The following is a 25,957-nucleotide window of genomic DNA, read 5'->3' on the forward strand; positions in this document are numbered from 1 at the left end:
GGGGCGATGCGGGGGTGGAGCTGGACCGAGCCTCCGACGACGGTGGCGAGCACCGGGTTCACCGCCTGGGCCTCGGGGTCGAGGTCCAGCGGGTTGGCGGCGAGGACGGTGAGGTCAGCGGTGAAACCCGGGGCGATCCGGCCGAGTTCGCCGTCCGCCCCGGCGGCGTAGGCGGCTGCGGCGGTCATCGCCCGGTAGGCCTCGCGCGCCGTGACCGCCTGGCCGGGCTGCACGGGTGCGGCGTCCGGTTCCTCGACGGGGCGGCGCAGCTGGCAGTCGGCCAGGCCGACGCGCGGGTCGCCGGGCCCGATCGGCCAGTCCGATCCCAGCGCGACGACGGCGCCGTGGTCGAGCAGGTCGCGGGTGCGCCAGCCCCGGGCGGCCCGCTCGGGCCCGATCCGTCGGGACCAGTTGTCGGTGCCGTCCGCACGGGTCTGCCGGGTCGCGTGGACCGGTTGCAGACCGGCCACCACGTCGAGGCGGGCGAACCGGGGCAGCAGGTCGTCCGGGACGGATTCGAGGTGCTCGATCCGGTGCGGCGCGCGCGGGGCCCGGCCGGTCTCCTCGAAGACGTCGAGGGCGAAGCGCACGGCGCGGTCGCCGATGGCGTGGGTGGCGGTGGGGATGCCGCGTTCGGTGAAGAAGCGGACGGCGGCGCGGTAGGCGTCGGTGTCGCGCCAGAGCGGCTCGCGGTTCTCGCCGTGGACGTCGGGGTGCTCGAACCAGGCGGTGCCGTTGTCGGCCGTGCCGTCGAGCATGAACTTCACCCCGTCGACGTGCCAGCGGCGGCCGCCCAGGCCCTGGAGCCCGGCGATCCGCTGCCACACGTCGGGGGTGGAGTCGGCGGGCACCAGCGGGGAGCAGCGCACCCGCAACGGCAGCTCGCCCTGCTCCTCCAGGTACCGGAACACCTCCTCGGAGGGCTCCCCGAAGTCGAGGGCGTGCAGTCCGGTGAGGCCGCCGCGGGCGAAGCGTTCGAGCTGCGCGCGGACGTGGGCGGCGGCGGTGTCGAGCGGGACTTCGGGGTGGTGGGCGAAGACCAGGTCCATGGCCTGGAGTTCGAGCACGTAGCCGGTCGGGCGGCCGTCCCGGTCGACCACGACGGAGGAGGCGTCGGTGAACGACTCGCGGCCGGTGAGGCCGGAGAGTTCGACGGCGCGGGGGCTGACCACGAGCGCGTGGGCGTCGCGGGTCAGCAGGGATACGGGGCGTCCGGGGAGGTGCTCGGCGAGGAAGGCCCCGTGCGGTTCGCCGTCGAACACGTTGACGTCGAGGTCGAAGCCGGTGATCCACTCCTCGGCGGGACGACCGGCGGCGGCGTCGGCGAGGCGGGCGAGGACCTCGGCGAGGGTGGCGGCGCCGGACAGGTCGACGCCGCTGCCGGTGGAGATCGCACCCCAGACGGGGTGGGCGTGGGCGTCGACGAGGCCGGGCAGGATCGCGGCATCCGGGAACTCGTGGACCGTGGTGGCGGGGCCGCGGAGCGGGGCGAGGAGCTCGGCGGGGCCGACGGCGGTGATCCGGCCGGCGGTGACGGCGACGCCCTGCGGGGTCCGGTCGTGGGAGCGGTCGTGGGAGCGGGGGCCGGTGGCGGTGTCAGCCTCGGTGTCGGCGTCGGCGTCGGCGTCGGTCAGGAGCTCGACAGTGCGGGCCAGGAGGATGGTGTCGGCGTGCACGGTGGGTTCTCTCGGGTCAGGGCGGAGCGGGACTACGGGTGTGCGGGACTGCGGGGGCGCCCGGGGGACGGGGCGTGCGGGCCGGTCAGGAGCGCGGGATCGTCCCCAGCGCGCGGGTGGCTGCCCAATAGACGGCGGCCGCGACGGTCATCCCCGCCGGGACGGAGAGGTCGACGCCGCCCGTGGCCGCCGCGACCGGTCCGGTCCAGAAGGTGGTGCGCACCCACAGCACGGCGGTGAGCCCGCCGGTGGCCAGGGCCAGGACACCGGCCCAGTGGACGCCGCCGTGGTACCAGAACGGGCCGCCGCGTCGCTGGGCGAGCAGTTCGGGCCCGCTGTAGCGGTTGCGGCGCAGGACGAGGTCGGTCATCGCCACCGCCATCACCGGGCCGGTGACCACCACGACGAGCTGGAGCACGGTGCTGACGCTCGTGAGGAAGTCGAAGACGAGGATCGCGTAGAGCGTCATGGCCGTGCCCAGGACCCCGATGACCAGCACCGCCGGGATCCGGGCCGTCCGGACGCCGACCGACTGGACGGACAGGCCCGCGCTGTACGCCGTCATGCCGTTGTTGGTCATGGTGTTGACGACCACCGCGACGACGAAGACCGGCACGAACCAGCCGGGCAGCACACCCTCCAGCGCGGCCTCCGGGTCGGTCATGTCGAGTCCGGTGGCGGCGAGCGCGCCGACCGCGGTGAACACCACGCTGGGCAGGTACGCCCCGAGCGCCGTCCAGCCGGCGACTGCGACCGGGCTGCTGTCCCGGGGCAGGTAGCGGGCGAGGTCGGGACTGTTGGTGTAGGACAGCGGCGCCGAGGCGACCAGCGTGAACCCGGCGCCGAGCGCGGCAACCAGCGCGGCGCCCCGCAGCGGCTCGGCCGGAGCGTACGAGAGGTCGGCGGCGGCGAGCACGTACCCGGTGACCACGGCGAAGACGACGGTCAGCGCGACACTGAGCCCGGTGTAGAGGCGCACGATGAGGCCGTACCCGAAGATGGCGATCAGCAGCGTGCCGGCGGCGATGACGCAGATCACCGCCGCGTCGACGACCGGGGAGGCGGGCAGACCGAGCCGGGCGGCGAGGCCGATGCCCGCCACCGAGGCGGCCGACCAGTTCAGGGCGAGGTAGGCGGCCGCGATCAGCCAGCCGGTGACGACCACCACGGCCCGGTTGCCCCGCACCCCGTAGAGGGCGCGGGAGACGACCGACCCGCTGGTGCCCGCGGCGGGGCCGGCGGCCGCGACCACGCCCGTGCAGATCCAGACCAGGTTGCCGGCCAGGACGACCCCGAGCGCCTGCGGGAGGGTGAGGCCCATCAGGACGAGCGCGGCGCCGACGACGAAGCTGAGGTAGCTGACGTTGGGCGCGGCCCAGACGGCGAACAGGTCGCGGGGGCGCCCGCCGCGCTCCTCGTCGGGGATGAGGTCGATGCCCCTGGCCTCGGGGCCGCCGACGCGCGGGGCGGGGGTGGGGGTGGGGGCGGGTCCGTCGGAGCCCGATCCGGGACCGGCGCCCAGTTCGGGGCCGGCGGACCGGGAGTCGTCGGCGGGTCTCGGGGCGGAGGTGGAGTCGGTCGGTCTCATTCAAGGCCTCTCGGGTCGGGCAGGGGTCCGTCCGCCGGCCGTTCCAGCCTTATTGGTCAGATGGCCAACTACGTGTTGGGCACACATCCAATAGCGTGTCCCCCATGACGTCAAGACCTCAGGCCGCCCGCACCCGCAAGCCCCCGGGCGAACGCCGCGCGGAGATCCTGCACACCGCTGCCCGCATCGCCCTGGACGAAGGCCTGGAGCGCATCACCCTGCGGCGCGTCGCCGACGAGCTCGGCGTGCGCCCCGGACTCATCGGCCACTACTTCCCGGCCGCCGACGACCTGGTCAGCGAGGCCTTCGCCCACGCCGCCGCCCAGGAGCGCGACACCCTGCTGCCGCCCGGCAGCCACGAGGCGGACCGCTCCCCCACCGCCCGGCTCGCCGGCTTCCTGGTCCGCCTCACCGGCGCCGACTGCCTCGACCTCAGCCGCCTCTGGCTCAACGCCCGCCACCTCAGCCGGTTCAAACCGGGCCTGCGCGCCACCGTCCGGGAGCAGGAGTCGCTCACCCGCACGGCACTGACCGGGCTGGTCGAGGAGGGCGTGCGCCGCGGCGAGTTCCGCACCGACGACCCGCTCGGCGCGACCCTGCACATCCTGGTCACCGTCGACGGCCTCGGCGCCTACGCCAACGACGACATCGACAGCGGCAGCAACGGCGAAAGCAACGGCGACGACCTGAACCACCCCGCCCTCCAGGACCTCGCCCTCACCGTCGCCGAACACCGACTCGCCCTCACCCCTGGCCTGTTGCGCGCCGCCGCGATCTGACGTGCACCACCTGGGCGCTGTCCCGCGCTCCCGCGGCCCCTCGCCCCCGCCGTCCGACGCCCCACCCCGGTGAGCGCGCCGTCAGCAGGAGGCGGAGGCGCGGGGAGGCGGGGAGGCGCGGAGGCGCACCGGGGCGCGGGCCGGCCGGGCGTACGCCGCCCGAGTGCGCCCGTGCGTCCCCGGCCGCCGTCCGCCCAGGTCGGGCCCCCTGCCAGCGGGAACGCCCAGGGGCGTGCACGACCGGCCACCGGAGCACGTTCGGACCGTGCCCGAAGGGGGGAACCCGTCGATCCGTGGCCGCGTCGACGGCTGCGAGACGACTCGCGGAGGGGGCCCACCGTGCGCGACCGGGAACAGGGACAACAGGACCCGCAGGACCCGCAGGACCGAAGACACTCACCGTACGACGACCCGGCCGCGGCGCCCGCCGACGGGTGGTGGCTGCCGGAGTACGACCACGAGCGGGAGTTGGGCGCGGGCGCCAGCGGCCGGGTGTGGCTGGCGCACCACCGCCCCACCGGCACACCCGTCGCGATCAAGTACCTGCACGACCCGGCGGACGGCGCCGCCCTGCGCCGGGAGGCGAGCGTCCTGGCCCGGGTCGACTCGCCGTACGTGACCCGGCTCTACGAGTACGTGGAGGCCGGGCCGAACGCGGCCATCGTGATGGAACTCGTCGACGGCCTCTCGTTGCGCGCCCTGCTGCGGGCGGAGGGCGCCACCACCCCGGAGGCGGCGCTGGTGGTCCTCAAGGGCTCGCTGCTGGGGCTGGCAGCCGCGCACGCCGTCGGCCTGGTCCACCGCGACTACAAGCCGGCCAACGTCCTGGTCGCGGTCGACGGCACCTCCAAGCTCGTGGACTTCGGCATCGCCGTCCCCGGCGGTGACGCCCGGGACATCTCCGGCACGCCCGCGTACCTGGCACCCGAGCAGTGGACGGGCGCTCCCGCCTCGCCCACCGCCGACGTCTACGCGGCCACCGTCACCTTCTTCGAGTGCCTGACCGGCGCCCGGCCGTTCGACGGCACGACGACGATCGAACTCGCCGTCCAGCACCTGGAGTCGCCGGTGCCGGACGGGCTGGTCCCGGAGGCCGTGCGGCCGCTGGTCCGGGCCGGGATGGCGAAGCGGCCGGAGGAACGGCCGCGCGGTGCGGCCGAGTTCCTCCAGTTGCTGGAGACGGCGGCCGCCACCGCGTACGGGGAGCTCTGGGAGGAGCAGGGCCACGCCGATCTCGCCGTCCTGGTCGGGCTGTTGGCCGCGCTGCTGCCCCGGAGCGCGGCCGCCGCCCCCGGCGGGGCAGCCGCGCCCCCGATGCAACTCGTCGCCGCCGAGGGCCCGCTGCCGGACCGTTCCCTTCCCCGGGAGGGTGGTGGTGGTGCGGCAGGGAGCGGCAGTTCGGGTCCGCCGCGCGGGCGGGTCACGCTCGCGGGCCGGTCGCGCCCCGCGCGCTCGCGCCGCCTGCGGCGCACCGGGGCGGTCGCGGGCACCCTCACCCTGGCCGTGCTGGCCGGACTGGCGCTCGCCGGGACGACCCGGTCCGAGGACCGGACGGTGACGGGCAGCCCGATGCTGCGGATCACCACCACTCTGGACCCGGCGGACGGCGGGCCGGTCCCGACGGCGGCGCCGACACCCACGGCCTCCTCCGGCACCACCCGCACCCCGCACTCCGCATCCCCCTCCGCCCCACCCTCGGCCGACCGGTCCGCACCACCGTCCCCGTCCCCGTCCCTGTCGCCGTTCCAGCCACCGTCCCAGCCGCCCACCTTCTCCCCGCTCGGACCGCCCTCCTTCGCGCCCTCCGCGTCCCGCACCCCCTCCGCTGCTCCCTCGCCGTCGCGTCCGCACCCACCGGCCACCGGCTCACCGTCGACCGGCACGTCCACCCCCGCCCCCACCCCGGACGCCACCTCGTCCTCCCCCGCGCCACGGCTCACCGACCGACCGGCCACCTCCGCGTCCCCGGCCACCGGCACCACCTCGTCCTCCAACACCCGTGCACCGCAGCCGTCCACCACGACGTCCCCGCCACCGGCGCCCGTCCGGGTGGAATCGCTGACCGTCGACTCCCTGGGCTGTCTGGACAGCAGCCGCTTCGGCCTCCAGGCGCGGATCACCGTGGTGGCGTCGGGGCCGCCCGGCGCCACGCTGGTCGTGTCCTGGCAGCACCACTCCGGCGCGATCGACCCGCCCGTGACCGTCGCCACCGAGACGGTGCGGCTCGGCACCGGATCCGTCACCCTCACCCGCTCCCACGACTTCGGCAACGACGGGTCGCTCCAGTGGGGCGTCCGGGTGGGCAGCGACCCGAGGCCGGAGAGCACGCCGACCGCCTACCGCGAGCTGCCCGCCATCGACTGCCGCCAGCCCGGCTGAGCCGACACCCCTCCCGGAGGCTCCGATGACCCCGTTCCCGCCGCACCGCCACCCCGACCCCGACCCCGACCGCACGCTGCGCATCGCGCCGGCCGCCTCCACCGCACCCGTCGACGACGAACCCGGCTGCGCCACCGTCCTCGACCCGACCGCCTGGGGCAGTCCGGTCGCCGTCACCCCATCAGCACCCTCACCGGCACCCCCACCAGCACCCCCGCCGCCGCTCCTGCCTCCGCCACCCACGGCACCCCCGCCACCCACCGCCCCGCCGCCGGCCCCGCCCCGGTACGAGGTACGCCGCTTCGGCCCCGGCGTTCCCCCGGCGGTCGCGGCCGCGTGGCACGGCACGCCGCCGCGACCGACGCGCCGACCGACCCTCCCGTGGCTCGTCCCGGCAGCCGTCGTACTCGCCCTGCTCGCCGTGCTGCCCGCCCGCTGCCGCGCCGAACCTCCCCTCACCCCGACCGGTCTCACCCTCACCGCCACCCGGACGGACGGCCCGCCCTGCGACGGCAGCGCCGTGTTCACCGCGACCGTCACCACCGACGGCCACCCGGGCACCGTCCGCTACCGCTGGCGGCGCGACGACGGCTCCGTCTCCGGCGAACTGCGGCAACCGGTGCGCTCCGGCGAGTACCGCACCGACCTCGTCCTCGGCTGGTCCTTCGTCGGTCACGGCACCCTGCACGCGACGGCGACCGTCGAGATCCTCTCGCCCCGCGGCCTGAGCGCGACAGCTTCGTTCGACTACACCTGCCCGGGCTGAGCGCCCCTTCGCAGCCTCGGCGGGGGCGTGCGCTCCCACGGTCGCGAGACCGGCACGCTCCCGCGCGCCCCCGGAGCGGAGTGCCGGAGGGCTGGGCAAAGGGGCGCCCGGGTGGGACGGTGTCCGGTCTCGGGAGCCGAGCGCGAGGAAACGGGGGCACGGAGCATGACAAGACGTTGGCTGGTGACGGGGTGTTCGACCGGGCTGGGCCGAGCACTGGCCGCGGCGGCGGCCGGGGCCGGGGACCGCGTGGTGGCGACCGCGCGCCGGGCGGAGACGCTGGACGGGCTGGTCCGTGAGCACCCCGGCCGGGTCCTCGCCCTGCCCCTGGACGTCCGCGACCCCGAGCAGTGCGAGCGGGCCGTCGCCGCGGCGGTGAAACGTTTCGGCGGGGTGGACGTGCTGGTGAACAATGCCGGGAACGGTGTGTTCGGCACCGTGGAGGAAGTCGGCGACGACGAGCTCCGCGACCAGCTGGAGACCCTGGTCGTCGGCCCCTGGCGGCTCGCCCGGCTCGTGCTGCCGGTGATGCGCGCCCAGGGCGGCGGGCTGGTCCTGAACGTCTCCTCGCTCGCCGGCCGGACGGCCTTCCCCGGCCTGGCCGCCTACGTCACGGGCAAGCACGCACTGGAGGGCATGACCCAGGCCCTCGCCGCCGAGACGGCCCCGTTCGGCATCCGGGTCGCGGCGCTGGCCGCGAGCGGCTACGCCACCCACTACGGCGGCTCGGTCACCGACGCCGCCGGCCGTTCCGCCGCCTACCGCGCGACCACCGAGCCGATGCGCGAGCAGCTGCGCGGCATGGCGGCCCTGCCCGACATCGGCCGCCCCGAGGACTTCGCGCGCGAGGTGCTCCGCCTCGCCGACACCCCCGGCCCGCTGCCCGTCCGGATCCCGATCGGTCCCGGCAGCTTCGAGCACCTCACCGCCGCCGCGCGCGCCACCCACACCGAACTCGCCACCGCCCGCGCCCTGCTGGCGCAACCAGGCCCGCAGCGGGACTGACGGCCGGTCCGGCGACTCCCGGAAGCCGCCCCGAGCAGCACCGCCGTCCACGCCCGGAGCAGCGCCCCGGCGGGTTCGGCCGCTGTTCAGCGGGGCGTGGCCCGGTAGATGATCTCCGACCAGATCGGGTACCTACCGTCGGGGGCCGGACCACCTCCGGGAGCGAACATGCACGACAACCACGAGTCCGAGCTGCCCTGCGAGTGCCCGCGCACCGCCGAACTCGACGGGGACGGGCCCGCCGCGGCCGGGCGCCGCCGGTTCCTGCGCGGGGCGGGCCTGTTGGGTGCCGGGGTCGGCACGGCGGGCCTCGGCCTGCTCGGCGCGGTGCCCGCCCACGCGGCCGGCCCCGGACCGGCGGCCGGCTCCGATGCGTCCGGCACAACCGCCGGAAAGGCCAGGAAGCCCGCCGGGAAGCAGCGTTGGCAGCCCGACCCGGACGCCCGCCGGTTCACCCTCGTCGTCATGCCGGACACCCAGTACCTGTTCGACCAGGACCGGATCCACCCGGCGCCGGTCGAGGCCGCGCTCCGCCACGTGCTCGACGGCGGGGTCAACCGGGAGGACGGCACGGACGACAACATCGTCTTCCTGGCCCACCTCGGCGATGTCACCGAGAACGGGCTGGCCACCGAATTCGCCGCCGTCAGCGAGGTGTTCGGCCTGCTGGACGACGCCGGCGCGGCCTACGGCGTGCTCGCCGGCAACCACGACGTCCGCTCCTCCACCGACGACCGGCGCGGCAGCACCCCGTACCTGGAGACCTTCGGCCCGGCCCGGGCCGCCCGCACCTCCGGCCACCACAGCTCCAGCCCGGACGGCTACAACACCTGCCACATCGTCACCGCCGGCGGCCGCCCGTGGATGCTGCTCTCGCTGGACTGGCGGCTCTCCGACGCGGGCTTCGCCTGGGCCAACGCGGTGATCGCCGCCAACCCGAAGGTGCCGGTGATCCTGACCACCCACGAGCTGGCGTACGCCGACGAGGGCGGCCGGGCCGAGCTGTCCGACTACGGCCGGCAGCTCTGGGAGCGGCTGATCAGCGGCAACGACCAGATCTTCCTCACCGTCAACGGCCACTACTGGCCGCCCGGCCGCATGGTGCTGACCAACAAGGCCGGCCACGACGTGCACGTCCACATCACCAACTACCAGGACCGCTACTACGGCGGCGCCGCGATGATCCGGGCGTACCGCTTCGACCTGGACCGCAACACCGTCGACGTGTCGACCTACTCGCCGTGGATCCAGGAGATCGCGGCCGAGGAGCGCAACACCCTGGCCGCGCAGCAGGTCGAGCTGACCTCGGACGTGGACCGCTTCTCGCTCTCGATCGACTTCGACCGCCGCTTCGCGGGCTTCGCGCCCGTCCCGGCGCGCCCCGCCCGCCGGGCCTCCGAGCTGCTGGTCCGGGACACCGCCGCGTACTGGCGCTTCGAGGGCGGCGGCGACGGTACCGCGGTCACGGCCCGGCAGGTCGTCAAGGACCTGACGGGGCAGGGCAACGACCTGTACCCGCAGAGCGCCCCCGGCACCCCGGACGGCGGACTCAGCTGGTCCTCGGAGCACCACCCCGACCAGCCGGGCCACGGCAGCCTGCTGTTCAGGGGCACCCGCTCGCCGGTGCGCGGCACCTGTCTGCAGACCGCGCCCAACGCCCCGCTGAACCGGGAGACCTTCGAACGCGGCTTCACCGTCGAGGCGTTCTGCAAGCTGCCCGCCGACTGGGACTCCGGGCAGAGCCGCTGGTCCGCCCTGCTCAGCCGCTGGGGAACGGCGGCCGAGGCGGGCCGGAGCGGACCCGGCACGGACGCCGACGAGCCCGTCGTGACGCTCAGCCTCTCCGAGGCGCCCGCGCTCCAGTGGTGCGTCTACCCCGTCAACCAGACCGGGGCGTCGACCTGTTGGGGCCACCAGCTGCCGCTGGACCGCTGGTGGCACGTCGCGGTCGTCAACGACGGGAAGCTCAGCCGGATGTACGTGGACGGCTGCGAGGTGGCCCGCAACCCGGCGACCCCGGCCGTGGGGCTGGCCACCCTCGGGCGCCCCTGGATGGTGGGCGGCTACGCGTACGCGGGGGTGCTGGACAAGGTGTTCCACGGGTACATCGGCGATGTCCGGATCGTGCGCCGGGCCCTGCGGGTGGGGGACTTCATGACCGCGTGACGAGGTCGGGGAGCGGCAGGTCGGGGCCGGTGCGCGGAATCGTCCGCGGAACCGGCTCCGACTCCAACTCCGGCACCGGCACCGGAGCCGCCGCCTCCGGGGATCCCGTGCCCGCGCCCGCGCCCGGGCCCGTTCCCGGGGCGCACAGCGTCTTGGCGACGAGCGAGCCGACCGGTTCCTCGGCCCCCGAGCCGTCCCGACCGACGAAGGGGTTGTACGACAGCGCGAACTGCCGCTTGCCGTCCCGGCTGCCGAGCAGCAGGGTGCCCCAGCCGGCGAGGCTGCCGTCGTGGCCCCAGGCCGCCTCGCAGCCCGGCCCGAGGTCGAGCCGGAGCACACCGAGTCCGTACGCCATCCCCGGGACCGTGCCCGGGACCGTGTCCGTCAGCGCGGACATCTCGGCGGGCCGCAGCAGCTTCCCGCCGAACAGCGCGGCGTGGAAACGGTCGAGGTCGGTGGTGGTGGAGATGCCGTTGCCGGCCGCGTCCACCACGGAGGGGTTCAGCCGGGTGATGTCGGCCGGTCCGGCCGGCAGGTCGAGGTACGCGTGGGCGTGCGGACCGCCGAAGCCGGTCCCGGAGCCGGGGAAGACGGTGTCCTCCAGGCGCAGCGGCCGGACGATCCGGCGCTCCACCTCCTGCTGCCAGGCCCGGCCGGTGACCTTGCGGACGATCATCCCGGCGAGCACGTAGTTGGTGTTGGAGTAGTGCCAGCCCTGCCCGGGCGCGAAGTACGGCGGGTGCTCCGCGGAGACGGCGGCGAGCTGCTCCGGCCGGTAGTCCCGGTAGCGCCACGTCCCGTGCGCGTAGTCCTCCAGATCGGCCTCGCTCGTGATCAGGAAGCGCGTGTCCTCGGTGTAGTTGAACAGGCCGCTGGTGTGGTTCAGCAGCTGCCGGACGGTGATCGCGGCACCGTTGGGGACCACCCCCGGCAGGTGGCGCTCGACCGGGTCGTCCAGCCGCAGCCGCCCCTCCCCGACCAGTTGGAGCAGCACCGTCGACACGAAGGCCTTGGTCACGCTGCCGATCCGGAACCGGCCGTCCGCCTCGGCCGGACGCCCGGTGGCCAGGTCGGCCACCCCGGCGGCGCCCCGCCACGGGGAGCGGCCGACACCGCGGATCTCGGCGAGCGCGGCGGTCGTTCCGCCCCGCTCCACGAGGTCCCGCAGCTCCTGCTGCCCGTCGACCCGCGGCCGACGCTCCGCCGAACCGCCGTCGCCACCGGCCGCCACGGCCGCCGTCGGAGCGAGCGCGAGGACGGTGGCACCCGCCAGGGCGACGGCGGCGAGCCGTGCCCCGAGCCGCCCGCGCCGACGGTCCGTCCGAACCCGAACACTGGTCATGGTGCCCCCTCCCGGCCCGGCCCTCGGGCCGCCGGCACCAGGATCGCAGCCACCGCACGACCGCGCCTCCTCCTCAGGGGGACATCGGCGGTCCGCCCCGAGGACGGCTGCGCCGGCCGATCGGCGGGGGCCGGGGCTGTCGCGCCCCCGGCCCCCGAAGTCCCGTCAGGCCGCCCGGCGGCGCAGCACGGTCAGGGCGACCCCGAGGGTGAGCAGCGCGGCGACGGCCGGCAGCAGGTCGATCGCCCGGCTCCCCGTCGGCGGGAGCACCGGCACCACCACCGGCGGCACGACGGGAGGCACGACGGGCGGAACCACCGGAGGCACGACCGGGGGCACCACCGGCGGCCGGACCGGCGTCTCGGTCCCGCAGCCCGGCCCGGACGGCTCCTCGCAGTTCGCCCCCGGCGTCCCGGAGCTGACGGCGTTGCGCAGCGTGCGCGCCCCCGTGAGGTCCGCCCGGACGGTGACGGAGTAGGTGACAGTGACGGTCCGCCCGACGGCCAGGGGCCCGCGCCAGGTCAGCCTGGGCGCGGTCCAGTCGAGCGCGCCGCCGTCGGCCCGGGCGTCGCTGTTCCACGCGGCGGCGTCCAGCACCCCGCTCAGGTCGTCGGTGAAGGAGGCGTTCTCGTACGCGGCGGCGCCGGTGTTGGTGACGGTGATGCGGTAGCGGACCGCTTCGCCGGGCGCGGCGGTGGCGGGGGTGGCGGTCTTGAGGAGGGCGATGGAGCGGACGGGGGTGGTGGTGGCGCAATCGGGGTCGACTGCCGCGCGGCGCCGGTTCCCCATCGGCAGGGGGCAGTTGGTACGGTCGGGGCTGGTGACGGTGTTGCGGAGGGTCTTTTCCCCGGTGGGCTCGCGGGTGACGGTGACGGAGTAGGTGACGGTGGCGGTGGCCCCGGCGTCGAGGGTGCCGGTCCAGCTGAGCAGGGGGGCGGCGTAGCGGACGGTCCCGGTGTCCGCCCGGGCGTCACTGTTCCAGTTCGCGTTGCCGAGCACGCCGCCGAGGTCGTCGGTGACGGAGGCGTTCCGGTAGGTGGAGCCGCCGGTGTTGGTGACGGTGACGGTGTAGTGGACGGTGCCGCCGGGGGTGGCGACGGCCGGGGTGGCGGACTTGCGGACCTTCAGCAGCGGCGCGGGGAGGATCTCCCGGCAGGACGGATCGGTGGACCCGGCCTCGCAGTTGGAGCCGGGGGCGGTGACGGTGTTGGTGAGCCGCTGGTCCCCGGCGAGGGTGGCGGTGAGGCGGTAGACGACGGTGGCCCGCTCCCCCTTGGCGAGGGTGCCGGTCCAGCTGAGCAGGGGCGCGGCGTAGCGGACGGTCCCGGTGTCGGCGCGGACGTCGTCGTTCCAGGTGGCGTCGTCCAGCACGTCGGTGAGGTCGTCGGTGAAGGAGGCGCCGGGGTACGGGGCCTCGCCGGTGTTGGTGACGGTGACGGTCCAGGTGACGGTGTCGCCGGCCTTGACGTCCTTGGGGGTGCCGCTCTTGTCGATGCGCAGCGAGGGCAGCGGGGTGACGGTGCCGCAGTCGCCGTCGCAGGTGGAGTCGGCGGGACCGGTGGCGGCGTTGCGCAGCACCTTGTCCCCGGCGGGCGGGCTGCCGACGGTCACGCTGTAGGTGATGACGACGGGGGTGCCGGGGGCGACGTCGCCGGTCCAGCCGAGGACCGGCCGGGCGTAGTCCAGGGTGCCGGCCGTCGCCCGGGCGTCGTCGTTCCAGGTGGCGTCGTCGAGGACGCCGCTCAGGTCGTCGCGGACGGTGGCCCCGGTGTAGGTGGCGGCGCCGGGGTTGGTGAGGCGCAGGGTGTAGGTGACGCGGCCCCCGGGCACCGGGTCGGCCGGGTCGGCGCTCTTGCGGAGGGTGAGTTCGGCGACGGGGGTCTCGGTCCCGCAGCGGCCTTCGCAGGTGGAGTCGGCGGGGCCGGTGACGGCGTTGCGCAGCACCTTGTCCCCGGCGGGCGGGCTGCCGACGGTCACGCTGTAGGTGATGGTGGCGTGGGCGCCGGCGGGGAGGTCGCCGCTCCAGTGCAGCCGGTCCGCGCGGCGTTCGACGGTGCCGAGGGTGGCCGTGGCGTCGTCGTTCCAGGTGGCGTCGTCGAGGACGCCGGTCAGGTCGTCGGTGAAGGAGGCACCCGGGTAGGGGGCGGTGCCGGGGTTGGCGGCGGTGACGGTCCAGGTCACCTTGGCGCCGGGGCGGGCGGTGGCGGGGTCGGCGGTCTTGGTGAGGACGAGGCGGGCGACCAGGGTCTCCGTGGTGCAGGCCGGATCGGTGCTGCCCGCCTGGCAGTTGGAGCCGTCGGGGCCGGTGACGGCGTTGCGCAGCCGGTGGTCCCCGGTGAGCGGGGAGGCGACGGTCACGCTGTAGGTGACGGTGGCGGAGGCTTCCCGGGGCAGATCGCCGGTCCAGGTGAGGCGCCGGGTGGCGGGGTCGAAGGCGGCGGTCCCGGTGGAGGCCGTCACCGCGTCGTCCCAGACGGCGTCGTCGAGGACGCCGCTCAGGTCGTCGGTGAAGGAGGCCCCGGGGTACGTGGCGCGGCCGGTGTTGGTGACCGTGACGGTCCAGGTGATCCGCTCGCCGGGCCGGGCCTCGGCGGGGACGGAGGTCTTGGCGATGGCGAGGGTGGCGAGCGGGGTCTCGGTGCCGCAGGAGGGGTCGGCGGTGCCGGGCGGGCAGCTGGAGTCGGCCGGGCCGGTGACGGCGTTGCGCAGGAGCTTGTCGCCGGTCGGGGGCTTGGCGACGGTCACGGTGTAGGTGACGGTCACGGTGGCCGAGCGGGGCACGTCCCCGGTCCAGGTGAGCCGTCGGGCGGCCGGGTCGAAGGCGGCGGTCCCGGTGGAGGCCGTCACGGCACCGTCCCAGACGGCGTCGTCCAGTACTCCGGCCAGGTCGTCGGTGACGGTGGCGGCGCGGTAGTCGGCGTCGGCGCTGAGGTTGGTGACGGTGAGGGTGTAGGTGACGATGTCGCCGGGCCGGGCGGAGGCGGGGGCAGAGGTCTTGCGGACGTTCAGGGTGGGTCGGGGGATGACCGAGCGGCAGCTCGGATCGGTGGAGCCGGGCGGGCAGTTGGAGTCGGTGGCGGTGGCGGTGTTGCGCAGGTAGGTGTCCCCGGTGTTGGTGACGGTGACGGTGTAGGTGATGGTCGCGGTGGCGCCGACGGCCAGGTCGCCGGTCCAGGTGAGGACGCGGGCGGCGGGGTCGAAGGCGGTGCTGCCGGTGGTGGCGCTCGCGGTGTCGTTCCAGGTGGCGTCGTCGAGCACGTCGGTGAGGTCGTCGGTGAGCCGGGCTCCGGGGTAGGGCGCGGTGCCGTCGTTGGTGACGGTGAGGGTGTAGGTGACGGTGTCGCCGGTCCTCGGGTTGTCCGGCGTGCCGCTCTTGGCGACCTTGAGCGAGCGGACGTCGGTCTCCGTGGTGCAGGCCGGATCGGTGCCGCCCGCCGGGCAGTTGGTGCCGTCGGGGCCGGTGACGGCGTTGCGCAGCCGCTTGTCCCCCGCGGGCGGGCTGCCGACGGTGACCCGGTAGGTGACCGTGACGGTGGCTCCCGCCGGGACGTCGCCCCGCCAGTCGAAGCGGCGGGTGCCCGGGTCGAAGGCGGTGGTGCCGGAGGTGGCGGTCACCTCGGCGTCCCAGGTGGCGTCGTCCAGGACGCCCGTGAGGTCGTCGGTGAAGGAGGCGCCGGGGTAGGCGGCGCGGCCGGTGTTGGTGACGGTCACGGTCCAGGTCAGCCGCTCGCCGGCGGAGACGGTGCCGCTGGAGGCGGTCTTGGCGATCACGAGGGTGGCGAGCGGGGTCTCGGTGCCGCAGGAGGGGTCGGTGGTGCCGGGCGGGCAGCTGGAGTCGACCGGGCCGGTGACGGCGTTGCGCAGCACCTTGTCGCCGGTGGGCGGGGTCCGCACGGTCACCGAGTAGGTGATCACGACCTTCTGGCCGACCGCGATGTCCCCGGTCCAGGTCAGCCGGGCCGTTCCGGCGTCGTAGGCGGGCTGGGTGGGCGTGGGGGCGCCGCCGCTGCCGGCCGCCGCGTCGCCGCGGTAGTCGGCGTCGTCGACGAGGCCGGAGAGGTCGTCGGTGACGGTGACTCCGGTGCGGGCCACGCCGCCGGTGTTCTCGGCCGTGATGGTGTAGGTGACGGTGTCGCCGGGTCGGGCCGAGGTGGTGGAGACGCTCTTGGCGAGGACGAGGCCGCTGACGGTCTCGTCCGTGGTGCAGTCCGGATCGGTGCTGCCCGCGGCGCAGTTGGAGCCGTCGGGGCCGACGGCCCGGTTGGTGAGGCGCTTGTTCCCGGGGGGCGGGGAGCCGATCCGCACCGTGTAGGTGACGGTGACGACGCCGCCCCGGGCGACCGTCCCGGTCCACCGCAGGGTGCGGTCGCCGGGGGTCCAGGTGACGGTGCCGGCCGTGGCGCCGTCGGCGGTGCGGGCGGTGGCGTCGTTGTTGTAGACGGCGTCGTCGACCACGTCGGTGAGGTCGTCGGTCAGGGTGGCGCCGGTCCAGTCGGCCGCGCCGTCGTTGGTGAGGGTGACGGTGTAGGTGACGGTGGCGCCCGGCTGCGGGGCCTCGGGGGACACGGACTTGCGGATCGCCAGCCGGGCGACCGGGACCTCGGTGGTGCAGGCGGGGTCGGTGGAGAGGGCGCCGCAGTTGCTGTCGGGGACCGTGACCGCGTTCCGCAGGACGCCGTCCCCGCCGGGCGGGTCGGCGACCCGGACGGTGTAGGTGATCGTCACCGTGGCCCCGGCCGGGATGTCCCCGCTCCAGCGCAGGGTCCGGTCCGCCGGGTCGTAGGCCGGGCGGTTCGCGGTCGGGGTGCCGCCGACGGTGGCGGTGGCGTCGTTGTTGTAGGCCGCGTCGTCCACCACGCCGCCGAGGTCGTCGGTGACCACCGCGCCGGTGACGGGCACGGCGCCGTCGTTCCGGGCGGTGACGGTGTAGCGGACGGTGCCGCCGGGCTTGGCGGTCGCGGTGTCGGCGGTCTTGGCGACCACCAGCCGGGAGGTCAGGTTGGGGGCGACGGCGCAGCTGGCCAGGTCGGTGATCGGCCAGGAGCCGCCGGACTCGGAGCTGATCCGCCCGGTCTGGTTGTCCTGGGCGTTGCCGCCGGCCACCTGGACCGAGACGCCGGTACGGGGGTCGGCCCGGTAGAGCGCGCCGCCGTAGTAGCCGAGGTAGACGGCGCCGTCGAAGAAGGCCATGCCGTAGTTGTTGAAGCCGTTCCCGGCGCCGGCGCCGGTGATCCGCACGGCCTGGGCGGTGGTGCCGGTGGCGGGGTCGAGGCGGTAGATGTAGGTGGAGCCGGAGTACACGATGCCGTAGTACACGCCGCCGTCGACGTCGACGAAGATGTCCGGCACCAGGGTGCCGCCGGCGAACACCGGGTCGTTCGCCGGGACGGAGGTCAGGGTGCTGCCGCGCGACCAGGTGCGGGTCGCGCCGGTCGCCAGGTCCATCCCGAACAGCACCGGGGCGCCGCCGTTCTGCCCGCCGTAGAGCATGCCGGTGCGCGGGTCGGCACCCAGGCCGCCCCAGTTGACGCCGCCCGGCAGGTTGCGGGTGGCGCCGCCGGCGATCTGGTCGGTGACCGTGTCGGTGCCGCTGACGTGCTTGTAGAGCTTGAGGTTCGAGGTGGTGTAGCTGGAGTAGAAGGCGGCGACCCGGCCGGTGTCCGGGTCGGTGCCCATCGCCATGTTCGTGGACCAGTAGTCCGGCAGGCCGCTGCCGACCCGCTTGCTGATCACGGTGTTGCGGACGGTCGCGGCACCGGAGGCGTCGTTCGTGAACTCCATGCCCGAGCGGAAGTTGCTGTAGTACAGGTGGTCGCAGTCGAAGGCGGAGGGGACGTTCTGCCCCTCCACCGTCCAGCTCTGGGCGAGGGCGGGTCCCGCCCCGGAGAGCACGAGCGAGGGCAGCACGAGCAGCAGGGCGAGCAGTTGCGCGAGCCTGCGCTCGACGGACGGACCGAAAGCGGCGAGATGCCTCACGACACGACTCCTGTGGGCTGGCGGCGGCAGTCACAGAAAGTCACAGCATGAGCTGATCATCAAACACCCACTCCGACGGGTGATCGGATGATCACTCATCCGGCTGCGCCCCGCGGGTCCGGCCCCGGGCCGCGCGGCGGGACTCAGTCCCGGGGAGCGCTCCGGAGCAGCCAGAGCGCGGTGTCCGGCGGCAGCAGGCGCCCCGTCAGGTCGTCGCTGGCGAGCAGGTGCTCACCGGCGATGTCGATCGCGACCGGCCGCGCCGAGAGATTGACCAGGCAGGTGAAACCGGGCCCGCGGTCGAAGGCGAGGACGCCTTCGGGGGCCGGACGCCAGCGGAGCCCGCCGGTGATCGCGGTGCGGCGCAGCCGCAGGGCGGTGCGGTAGAGCTCCAGCATCGAGTCCGGGTCCCCGGTCTGGGCCTCGACGGTGAGCGCCGCCCAGTCGGCGGGCTGCGGGAGCCAGGGTTCCCCGGCACCGGCGCCCGGGCCGCTGAAGCCGTACGGCGGCGCCGTGCCGGACCAGGGCAGCGGGACCCGGCAGCCGTCGCGGCCCGGGTCGGTGCCGCCCGAGCGGTGGTGCATCGGATCGCGGAGCCGGTCGAGGGGCAGGTCCTCGACCTCCGGCAGGCCCAGCTCCTCGCCCTGGTAGAGGTAGACCGAGCCGGGCAGGGCGAGGGTGAGCAGTGCGGCGGCGCGCGCCCGGCGGCGGCCGAGGGCGGGGTCGGTCGGGATGCCGAAGGCCTTGGCCCCGAAGTCGAAGCGGGTGTCGGCGCGCCCGTAGCGGGTGACGGTCCGGGTGACGTCGTGGTTGGCGAGCACCCAGGTGGCGGGCGCCCCGACCGGCGCGTGGGCGGCGAGCGTGCTGTCGATCGACTCGCGCAGCTGCGCCGCGTCCCAGGGGCGGGCCAGGAAGTCGAAGTTGAAGGCGGTGTGCAGTTCGTCGGGGCGCAGGTAGCGGGCGAACCGCTCGGCGTCGGGGACCCAGACCTCGCCGATCAGGGCCCGGGGCGGGTGGTAGGAGTCGGCGACGGCGCGCCAGGAGCGGTACACCTGGTGCAGGTCGTCGCGGTCGACGTAGGGGTGCGGGCCGTCGGGGGTGAGGTCGGGCAGGCTCGGGTCCTTGACCAGCAGCCCGGCGGAGTCGATCCTCACCCCGGCAGCGCCGCGGTCGAACCAGAACCGCAGGACGGCCTCGTGCTCGGCGCGCACCTCGGGGTGGTCCCAGTTGAGGTCGGGCTGCTCGGCGGCGAACAGGTGCAGGTACCACTGCCCGTCGGCGGTCCTGGTCCAGGGGCGGCCGCCGAACTCCGAACGCCAGTTGTTGGGCGGGAGTTCGCCGTGCTCGCCGCGTCCGTCGCGGAAGTGGAAGCGCTCGCGTTCGGGGCTGCCGGGCGGGGCGGCGAGGGCGGCGCGGAACCACGGGTGCCGGTCGGAGACGTGGTTGGGGACGATGTCGACGATGGTGTGCAGGCCGAGGCCGGCCGCTTCGGCGATGAGCTTCTCGGCCTCGTCGAGGGTGCCGAGGGCGGGGTCGACGGCGCGGTAGTCGCTGATGTCGTACCCGCCGTCCTTCTGCGGGGACGGGTACCAGGGGTTGAACCAGACGGCGTCCACGCCGAGTTCGACGAGGTGGGGCAGCCGGGCTCGGATCCCGGCGAGGTCCCCGACGCCGTCGCCGTCGCCGTCGGCGAAGCTGCGCGGGTAGACCTGGTAGACGGCGGCGTCGCGCCACCAGGGCGGGGACTCGGGCTGCTGGGCCACGGGGCCCTCCTTCGGGTCGGGGTGTGTCAGCCCTTGAGGCTGCCGGTGGTGAGGCCGGCCATGATGTTGCGCTGGAAGATCAGGAAGAACACGATCGTGGGGGCCGAGGCGATCGCCAGGGCGGCGATCAGGACGTTCTGCGGTACCCCCAGGGAGAGGGAGTTGATGCCGGTGTTGAGCGGCTGGTCGCGCGGGTCGGGCAGGACCAGCAGCGGCCAGAGGAAGTCCTTCCAGACGTTGACCACGGCGAAGATCGAGACCACGCCGAGGATCGGCCGGGACATCGGCAGGACGACCGACCACAGGGTCCGCAGCGGGCCGGCGCCGTCGATCGCGGCGGCCGCGAGCAGTTCGTCCGGTATCGAGTCGAAGAACCGCTTCAGCAGGAAGACGGAGAAGGCGTTGGCGACCGTCGGCAGCCAGATCGCCCACGGGGTGCCGACCAGGTCGAGGTGGAGCAGCGGCAGGTCGAGCACGGTCAGGTACTGCGGCACGACCAGCACCGCGGCCGGGACCATCAGGGTGGCCAGCATCATGCCGAGGAGCAGCTTGCCCAGGACCGGGCGGAGCTTGGAGAGCGCGTACGCGGCGGCGACGTCGAAGACCAGTTGGAGGGCGAGCGCCCCGAAGGCGTAGACCAGGGTGTTGGACAGCAGGCGCCCGAGCCGCAGTTGGCGCCAGGCCTCCGCGTAGGTGCCGGGGTGGAGTTCGTGCGGGACGAGGGTGGGCGGGCTCTGGACCACCTCGCGGGCGGATTTGAGGCCGCCGGTGACCAGCCAGTAGAGCGGGCCGAGGAAGACCAGGGTGAAGCCGGTCACGACGACGACCAGGACGATCCGGTGGACGAGCCGGCCGCGCGGCCGGTTGAGCTGGACGTCGGAGATCAGGGTGCGCATGGGCGGCCTCAGTCCTGGTCGGTGTGGCGGGCGAGCCGGGCGTAGAGGGCGGAGAAGCCGGCGAGGACGATCAGCATGACCAGGCCGAGGGCCGAGGCGCTGCCGTAGTTGTTGAAGTTGAAGGCGTACTGGTAGATGAGGTGGACGACGGTGGTGGTGGAGCCCTCGGGACCGTTGCCGCCGGTGAGCAGGTAGGGCTCGACGAAGACCTGCATGGTGGCGACGATCTGGAGCAGCAGGAGCAGGGAGAGGATCAGCCGGGTCTGCGGGATGGTGACGTGCCGGATCCGGCGGAGCAGGCCGGCGCCGTCGAGTTCGGCGGCCTCGTAGAGCTCGCCGGGGATGTTCTGCAGGGCGGCCAGGTAGATCAGGGTGGCGCTGCCCATGTTCATCCAGGTGGCGGCGAGCACCACCGAGACCATGGCGGTGTCGGCGGAGTTCAGCCAGGCCGAGGTCGGCAGGTGGAGGAGTTCGAGGATCCGGTTGAACAGGCCGTGCCCGGGGTCGTAGAAGTACTTGAAGAGCAGCACGGAGGCGACCGGCGGCATCATCACCGGCAGGTAGACCAGGACCCGCAGGTAGGTCCGGGCGCCGCGCAGTTCGTTGAGCAGCAGGGCGACCAGGAACGGCAGCGCGAAGCCGAGCAGCAGGGCGAGCACGGTGAACAGCAGGGTGTTGCGCCAGGCCTGCCAGAACGCGGGGTCGTGGACGACGCGGTCGAGGTTGTCCAGGCCGACCCAGGTGGTGCGGCCGCGCCTGGTCCGCTGGAAGCTCATCACCACTTCGCGGACCATCGGGTACCAGGAGAAGTACGCGAAGCAGAGCACGGCGCCGAGCAGGAACCCGTGGGCGGTGAGGTGGTGCCGGACGCGCTGCCGCAGGCGGCCGGGGCGGGGGCGGGGGGCGGTGGCTGCCAAGGGGTGGGCTCCTGACGGCGGGCTTCGGGGCGCTTGCCGGGCGGACGGAGGTCAGAGGTTGGCCAGCACCTGGTTGACCTGGCTCTCGGCGGTCGCCAGCAGCTTGTCGAGGTCGGCGTCCCGGTCGGTGAGGACGGCGGAGACGGCGGTGTCGAGGATCTTGTAGATCTGCTGGGCGTTGGCGGGCTCGGTCCTTCCGGGCACCTGGGCGGCCAGGTAAGGCGCGTAGTTGGCCACCGGGACGGTCGCCGCGGCGGACTTGGCCGCGTTGTCGGCGGCCAGGCTGGCGCCGGTGAAGAAGGAGGGCTGGGGGAGGCCGACCGGCAGGCCGTCGTTCCTGGTGCGGGCGTAGTCGAACTGGCCCTTGCCGACGGTCAGGAACTTGAAGTCGATCCAGGCGATGCCGGCCTTGATCTGGTCGGGGGTCAGCCCCTTCTTGAACAGGTAGTCGTTGCCGCCGAGCAGCGCGGCCTTCCCGCCGGGCATCGGGCCCATGCCGTAGTCGGCGTAGTTCCCCTTGAGGGTCTGCACCATGTACGTGATGTCGTCCGGCGCGCCGACGTACATGCCGAGCTTGTCGGTGGACATCTGGGTCATCAGGTCCGGCCACTTGAGGCCCTGGGTGGCGCCCATGGCGTTGTCGGCCCAGCGCAGGTCGTGCAGGTTCTGCAGGACCTGGCGGCCCTCGGGGGTGCGGAAGCCGGCCTTCTTGCCGTCCGGGGTGGTCATGGTGCCGCCGAGGCCGTACAGCTCGGCGGTGTAGTGCCAGCCGCCCTGGTTGGTGGCGCTGTAGTCGCCGTAGCCGTTGACGCCGTCGCCGAGGGCGGCGATCCGCCGGGCGGCCTCGCGGATGCCGTCCCAGGTCGTCGGCGGCTTGTCGGGGTCGAGTCCGGCCTGCTGGAAGAGCTTGCGGTTGTAGATCAGACCCATCCGGTAGTTGGAGAAGGGCAGGCCGTAGAGCTTGCCGTCCGCCTTGAGGGTGGCGAGCACGGAGGGGTCGATGTCCTTGAGCGCGGGGACGGACGTCTCGTTCACGTAGGCGGAGATGTCCTGGACGGCGTCGGCGTCCAGGGCCTGGTCGAGGTCGGTGAGGTAGCTGTAGAAGATGTCGGTCTGGGTCCGGCCCTTGAGCTGGGCGGTGAAGGCGGCGGGCTCCTCGCAGGGGAAGCCGTCCTTCGAGTCGATGGTGACGTTGGGGTGGAGCTGCCGGAAGGCCACGATGTCCTCGGCCCACTGCTTGCGCTCGGCGGGCTTGTTGGCCGGCGGCTGGCAGTCGATCGAGATGGTCACCTTGGCGGCCGGGTCCAGGGGCGCGGCGGCCTCGGCGGCGGGGGTGCCGGGGGCGGCGGCGCCGTCGGAGCCGTCGGAGCCGCTGCCGCAGGCCGCGGCAGTGAGGGCGAGGCCGGCGGCGGCGAGCACGGCGAGGGATCTGCGGACGCGCGGGTGTCTGGTCATGGGTGGTGGACCCTTTCGAGCGGCGGGGCGGGGCGGGAAGCGCCGGGCCCGGCAGTTCCGGGTGGGGGGGTGCCGCGGCGGAAGGGGCATCGCCGGGCGGTGGCTTCACTTAAGCAGTCCGCAAGCGGGGTCCGCAATATCGCGACGCGAACTCGCAAACTTTTGACAGACCGCTTGCGAAGGGCGCGGCTCGCCCTCGACCGGCTGCGGGCAGCCCGAGCAGGGCGGGCGCGCCGGGGCACCCGCCCTGCTCGGGCCGTGAGGCGGGGGCCCTACGGGTTGACGTTGATCCGGAAGGTGGAGGTCGTGTTGCGGATGTCGACCGCGTTGCCGCTCAGCGTGAGGTGGTTGAACGTCACCTCGCCCACCGCCGGGCCCTGTCCGGGCTCGGGCAGTTCGTTGGCCCAGACCCCGAAGCCCGACTTGGCGTCGAAGGCGTCACCGCTGCGCCGGGCCCCGCTGATCGCGATGTTGGTGAACACCGTGTCGGTGACCGGGTTCTGCGGCTGCCCGCCGCTGTAGTTGGTCTGGAACATGATGCCGCTGTAGGTGGGGTCGACGATGTCCACATCGCTCACCCGGATCCCCTGCAGCTTCTTGGAGGCCGAGAAGACCCAGATCCCGGGGAAGGTCTGCCCGCCCCAGAAGTGGCCGCCGGCCCGGACGATGGAGATGTTCTGGAGGTTGGTCGGATCGGTGCCGAAGCCGTTCATCGGGTACCCGAAGTCCAGCGAGGAGATGGTCACCCCGGCGTAGCAGAGGGTGTCGGCGATGTGGATGTTGCGGAAGGTGTTGGCGTAGCCGCCGTACACGGCGATGCCGGCCGCGCGCCAGGTGAGGATGCTGGTGAGGTTCTCGTAGACGTTGTTCTTCTCGTCCGCGCCGCCGGCGTCGATCGCCGAGAACAGCGCGAAGGAGTCGTCACCGGTGGCCCTGGCCTCGTTGTTGGAGACCAGGTTGTCGGTCGAGCCGTTGGTCATGTTGACGCCGTCGGCGAAGGTGTCGCGGATCCTGGAGTTGGTGATCCGCATCGAGTCCGTGTTGGCGCCCCAGTACATGCAGACCATGTGCTCGGTCCAGATGTTGTCGATGGTGATCCCGGAGACGTTGGAGAAGTCGAAGACCTTGCCCGGTCCGTCGATCCGCGAGGTGTAGTTGCCGAAGTAGGCGAAGCCGGCGAAGGTCGAGCCGTTGGCGCTCGCCTCGGCGCGGAAGCCGACGTCCGTGTTGGCCTGGTCGGCCGGGGCCCGGAAGCGGGTGAACCAGGGCCCGGCGCCGATCACCTTCACCGGCTTGCCGTACACCTGGAACTTGCTCGCCGTGCGGTAGTCCCCGGCGGGCAGGTAGACGCCGACCAGGGTCCCGGTGGTGTCCATCCGCACCCGGTCCAGCGCGTCCTGGACGTCCTGGTGGCCGAAGCCGGCCGGCACCGCGTACTTCGCCGGGTCCGGGTTCGGCTGCTGCACCGCCTGCTCCAGGCTGACGAAGTCGATCGCGTAGCTGCTGGTGTTCGCGGCGTCCTTCTGCAGCCGGATCCTCGCCCCGGCCGGGACGGTGGTACCGAGCAGCAGGTTCGCCTCGTCGTAGATGTGCCGGGGGCTGCCCGCCGCGGGCGAGTTGCCGGGCGAGGCCTCGCTGCCGTACAGCCACGCGTACCGGGAGGTGAGGTCGACGGCCTTGAGGAAGGTGCCGTCCACGTACACGTCCAGGGTCGCGTCCGTGCCGCCGCCGGCGGGCGAGTCGGGGATCGAGAAGCGGGTGACCAGGGTGTTGGTGGGCGCCTTGGTGGTGAACTCCACCGAGGCGCCGGTGCGGTCCAGCGTCACGGCGCGGCGCCCGGAGGCCTCGCCGGCGAGGTCGCCGATGGTGCGGTTGGGCCCGACCACGGCCGCGCCGCCGGCCAGTACGCCGTCCTCGGCCTCGTAGGTGTCGAACGGCAGGTTGGCGCCCCGGCCGACGTAGAGCTGCTGGACGCTGGTGTTGTTGCCCTGCTTGACGGCCGGCTCGTTGGCGTCCGGCGCGATCACCGTCCGCACGGCGTAGCGGCCGTTGCCCGCCGTCCAACTGCCCAGCCGTACCGGGGCGGTGGTGGTGCCCGGGGCGATCACCCCGGTGTAGGAGCCGGTCAGGGTCTTCACCACGGCGCCGGTGGCGGCGTCGGTGACGGTCAGGGTGAGGCCGTGGGCTCCGCCCGCCGAGGCGGTGCTGCCCTGGTTGCGGAGCGCCACGGTGAAGTCCACCGGGTTCCCGGCGGCCGGGTTGGCGGGCGACCAGGCGACCGGGGCGGCCACCAGGTCGGAGCCCGGGACGGGGCGGACGGTGAGCGGGGCGGGGCTCGTCCAGCTGTTGTTGGACTCGTCCTGCTCGATCACGGCGTTCGCCTCGTCGGCCTTCGCGGTGAGCGGGTAGCTCCCCGCGGCCTGGGGACCGGCCTGCGCCGAGACCGTGGCCGAGGCGCCGGCGGCCAGCGGACCGACCTGCGCGGTGCCGACCTTGGTGGTGCCCAGGTAGAAGGTGACGGCGCTCGGTCCGGCGGGGGCCGGGCCGGCGTTGCGCACCGTCGCGGACAGCGCGACCGGGTCGCTCTCCACCGGTTCGGCCGGGGCCGCGGTGACGCCGGTGACCACCAGGTCCGGGTTGGGGGCGGGCCGCCCGATCACCTGGAACTCGGCGATCTGCCCGGCCGGGGCACCGGAGTTGGCGGTGATCCGCAGCTGGACGTCGGCCACCCGGGCGCTCACCGGGACGGTGACGGTGTTCCCGCTCGGCTGGTCGAAGGTGTAGGACTTCGGCGCCACCAGGGAGGTGAACGCCGTCGCGCTCTGCTCCCGGCCCAGCACCTCGACGGTCTGGGTCCGGGTCGACCAGGCCGCGGCCGGGTCGAGCTTCAGCACCACCGACTCGGTGTCGGCGTTCGCGCCCAGCGCCACCGTGAGCACGCTCGGGTAACTGCCGCCCGCGCCCTCCCAGTAGGTGGTGACGTCGTTGTCGTTGGCGTTGGTGGCGACGAAGGTGTGGACGGTGGAGGAGGCGGTGATGGAGCGGCCCGCCGCCAGGTTGGTGCCGCCGGTGCTGCCGGCGCGGGTCACGGTGTTGCTGCTCGCGGAGCGGTTGCCGGCCGCGTCCTTGGCCCGGACGTAGTAGGAGACGGTGGCGCTGTCCGGGCGGCTGTCGGTGTACGTCAGCACCGAACCGCCGACGCTGGTGAGCAACTGCCCGTTCGCGTAGAGGTCGTAGCCGGTCACCCCG

14 protein-coding genes are annotated in these 25,957 nt (G+C 74.1%); 5 read left to right on the forward strand and 9 right to left on the reverse strand.

Annotation, left to right across the window (positions count from 1 at the left end):
* A partial coding sequence (locus BI06_RS06155) for an amidohydrolase (protein WP_107113273.1) occupies window positions 1–1,676 on the reverse strand: 1,676 nt, incomplete at its 3' end.
* Between the two features lie 85 nt (window positions 1,677–1,761).
* Window positions 1,762–3,264 (reverse strand): cytosine permease, encoded by a 1,503-nt coding sequence (locus BI06_RS06160; RefSeq protein ID WP_082558295.1) that lies wholly within the window; start codon window positions 3,262–3,264, stop codon window positions 1,762–1,764.
* Between the two features lie 104 nt (window positions 3,265–3,368).
* On the opposite strand from BI06_RS06160, the gene BI06_RS06165 reads away from it, so the two are divergent.
* From BI06_RS06165 to BI06_RS06185, 5 genes are all read left to right on the forward strand, one after another.
* Window positions 3,369–4,043: a TetR/AcrR family transcriptional regulator gene (locus BI06_RS06165; protein ID WP_030395497.1), complete on the forward strand. Its 675-nt coding sequence runs from the start codon at window positions 3,369–3,371 to the stop codon at window positions 4,041–4,043.
* Between the two features lie 339 nt (window positions 4,044–4,382).
* Window positions 4,383–6,422, forward strand: a complete 2,040-nt coding sequence (locus tag BI06_RS06170; RefSeq protein ID WP_051740305.1) for a serine/threonine-protein kinase — start codon at window positions 4,383–4,385, stop codon at window positions 6,420–6,422.
* Window positions 6,423–6,447: 25 nt separating this feature from the next.
* Window positions 6,448–7,188, forward strand: a complete 741-nt coding sequence (locus tag BI06_RS52275) for a hypothetical protein (protein WP_051740306.1) — start codon at window positions 6,448–6,450, stop codon at window positions 7,186–7,188.
* Window positions 7,189–7,353: 165 nt separating this feature from the next.
* A complete protein-coding gene (locus BI06_RS06180) occupies window positions 7,354–8,193 on the forward strand; it encodes an SDR family oxidoreductase (RefSeq protein ID WP_043465578.1) in 840 nt (279 codons plus the stop codon).
* 168 nt (window positions 8,194–8,361) lie between these two features.
* Window positions 8,362–10,359 carry a LamG-like jellyroll fold domain-containing protein gene (locus BI06_RS06185; RefSeq protein WP_043465581.1) on the forward strand — a complete coding sequence of 666 codons (1,998 nt, stop codon included), beginning with the start codon at window positions 8,362–8,364 and terminating at the stop codon, window positions 10,357–10,359.
* Here the strand turns inward: BI06_RS06185 and BI06_RS06190 are convergent.
* The 7 genes from BI06_RS06190 to BI06_RS06220 form a co-directional block, all read right to left on the reverse strand.
* A complete protein-coding gene (locus tag BI06_RS06190) occupies window positions 10,346–11,701 on the reverse strand; it encodes a serine hydrolase (protein WP_051740307.1) in 1,356 nt (451 codons plus the stop codon). The genes BI06_RS06185 and BI06_RS06190 overlap by 14 nt on opposite strands.
* A 165-nt stretch (window positions 11,702–11,866) precedes the next feature.
* Window positions 11,867–17,677 (reverse strand): DUF11 domain-containing protein, encoded by a 5,811-nt coding sequence (locus BI06_RS06195; protein ID WP_043465583.1) that lies wholly within the window; start codon window positions 17,675–17,677, stop codon window positions 11,867–11,869.
* 143 nt (window positions 17,678–17,820) lie between these two features.
* On the reverse strand, window positions 17,821–19,440 hold the full coding sequence (locus BI06_RS06200; RefSeq protein ID WP_043465585.1) for an alpha-amylase family glycosyl hydrolase: 1,620 nt from the start codon (window positions 19,438–19,440) through the stop codon (window positions 17,821–17,823).
* Between the two features lie 26 nt (window positions 19,441–19,466).
* Complete coding sequence (locus BI06_RS06205) at window positions 19,467–20,336, reverse strand: carbohydrate ABC transporter permease (RefSeq protein WP_030395505.1); 870 nt, start codon at window positions 20,334–20,336, stop codon at window positions 19,467–19,469.
* Window positions 20,337–20,344: 8 nt separating this feature from the next.
* Window positions 20,345–21,253, reverse strand: a complete 909-nt coding sequence (locus tag BI06_RS06210) for a carbohydrate ABC transporter permease (protein WP_043465587.1) — start codon at window positions 21,251–21,253, stop codon at window positions 20,345–20,347.
* Between the two features lie 51 nt (window positions 21,254–21,304).
* Window positions 21,305–22,708, reverse strand: a complete 1,404-nt coding sequence (locus BI06_RS06215) for an extracellular solute-binding protein (protein WP_043465589.1) — start codon at window positions 22,706–22,708, stop codon at window positions 21,305–21,307.
* 272 nt (window positions 22,709–22,980) lie between these two features.
* Window positions 22,981–25,957 (reverse strand): CARDB domain-containing protein (locus BI06_RS06220; RefSeq protein ID WP_043466331.1); only part of this gene is annotated, 2,977 nt, incomplete at its 5' end.

Origin of the sequence: Kitasatospora sp. MBT66 (genome assembly GCF_000710405.2) — a bacterium.
In the GTDB taxonomy this organism is placed as follows: Bacteria; Actinomycetota; Actinomycetes; order Streptomycetales; family Streptomycetaceae; genus Kitasatospora; species Kitasatospora purpeofusca.

What these genes read in the sequence shown, in the direction of transcription:
- BI06_RS06215 (WP_043465589.1), bottom strand. Translation starts at nt 22,708, where the DNA reads ATGACCAGACACCCGCGCGTCCGCAGATCCCTCGCCGTGCTCGCCGCC.
- BI06_RS52275 (WP_051740306.1), top strand. Translation starts at nt 6,448, where the DNA reads ATGACCCCGTTCCCGCCGCACCGCCACCCCGACCCCGACCCCGACCGC.
- BI06_RS06205 (WP_030395505.1), bottom strand. Translation starts at nt 20,336, where the DNA reads ATGCGCACCCTGATCTCCGACGTCCAGCTCAACCGGCCGCGCGGCCGG.
- BI06_RS06185 (WP_043465581.1), top strand. Translation starts at nt 8,362, where the DNA reads ATGCACGACAACCACGAGTCCGAGCTGCCCTGCGAGTGCCCGCGCACC.
- BI06_RS06180 (WP_043465578.1), top strand. Translation starts at nt 7,354, where the DNA reads ATGACAAGACGTTGGCTGGTGACGGGGTGTTCGACCGGGCTGGGCCGA.
- BI06_RS06190 (WP_051740307.1), bottom strand. Translation starts at nt 11,701, where the DNA reads ATGACCAGTGTTCGGGTTCGGACGGACCGTCGGCGCGGGCGGCTCGGG.
- BI06_RS06160 (WP_082558295.1), bottom strand. Translation starts at nt 3,264, where the DNA reads ATGAGACCGACCGACTCCACCTCCGCCCCGAGACCCGCCGACGACTCC.
- BI06_RS06165 (WP_030395497.1), top strand. Translation starts at nt 3,369, where the DNA reads ATGACGTCAAGACCTCAGGCCGCCCGCACCCGCAAGCCCCCGGGCGAA.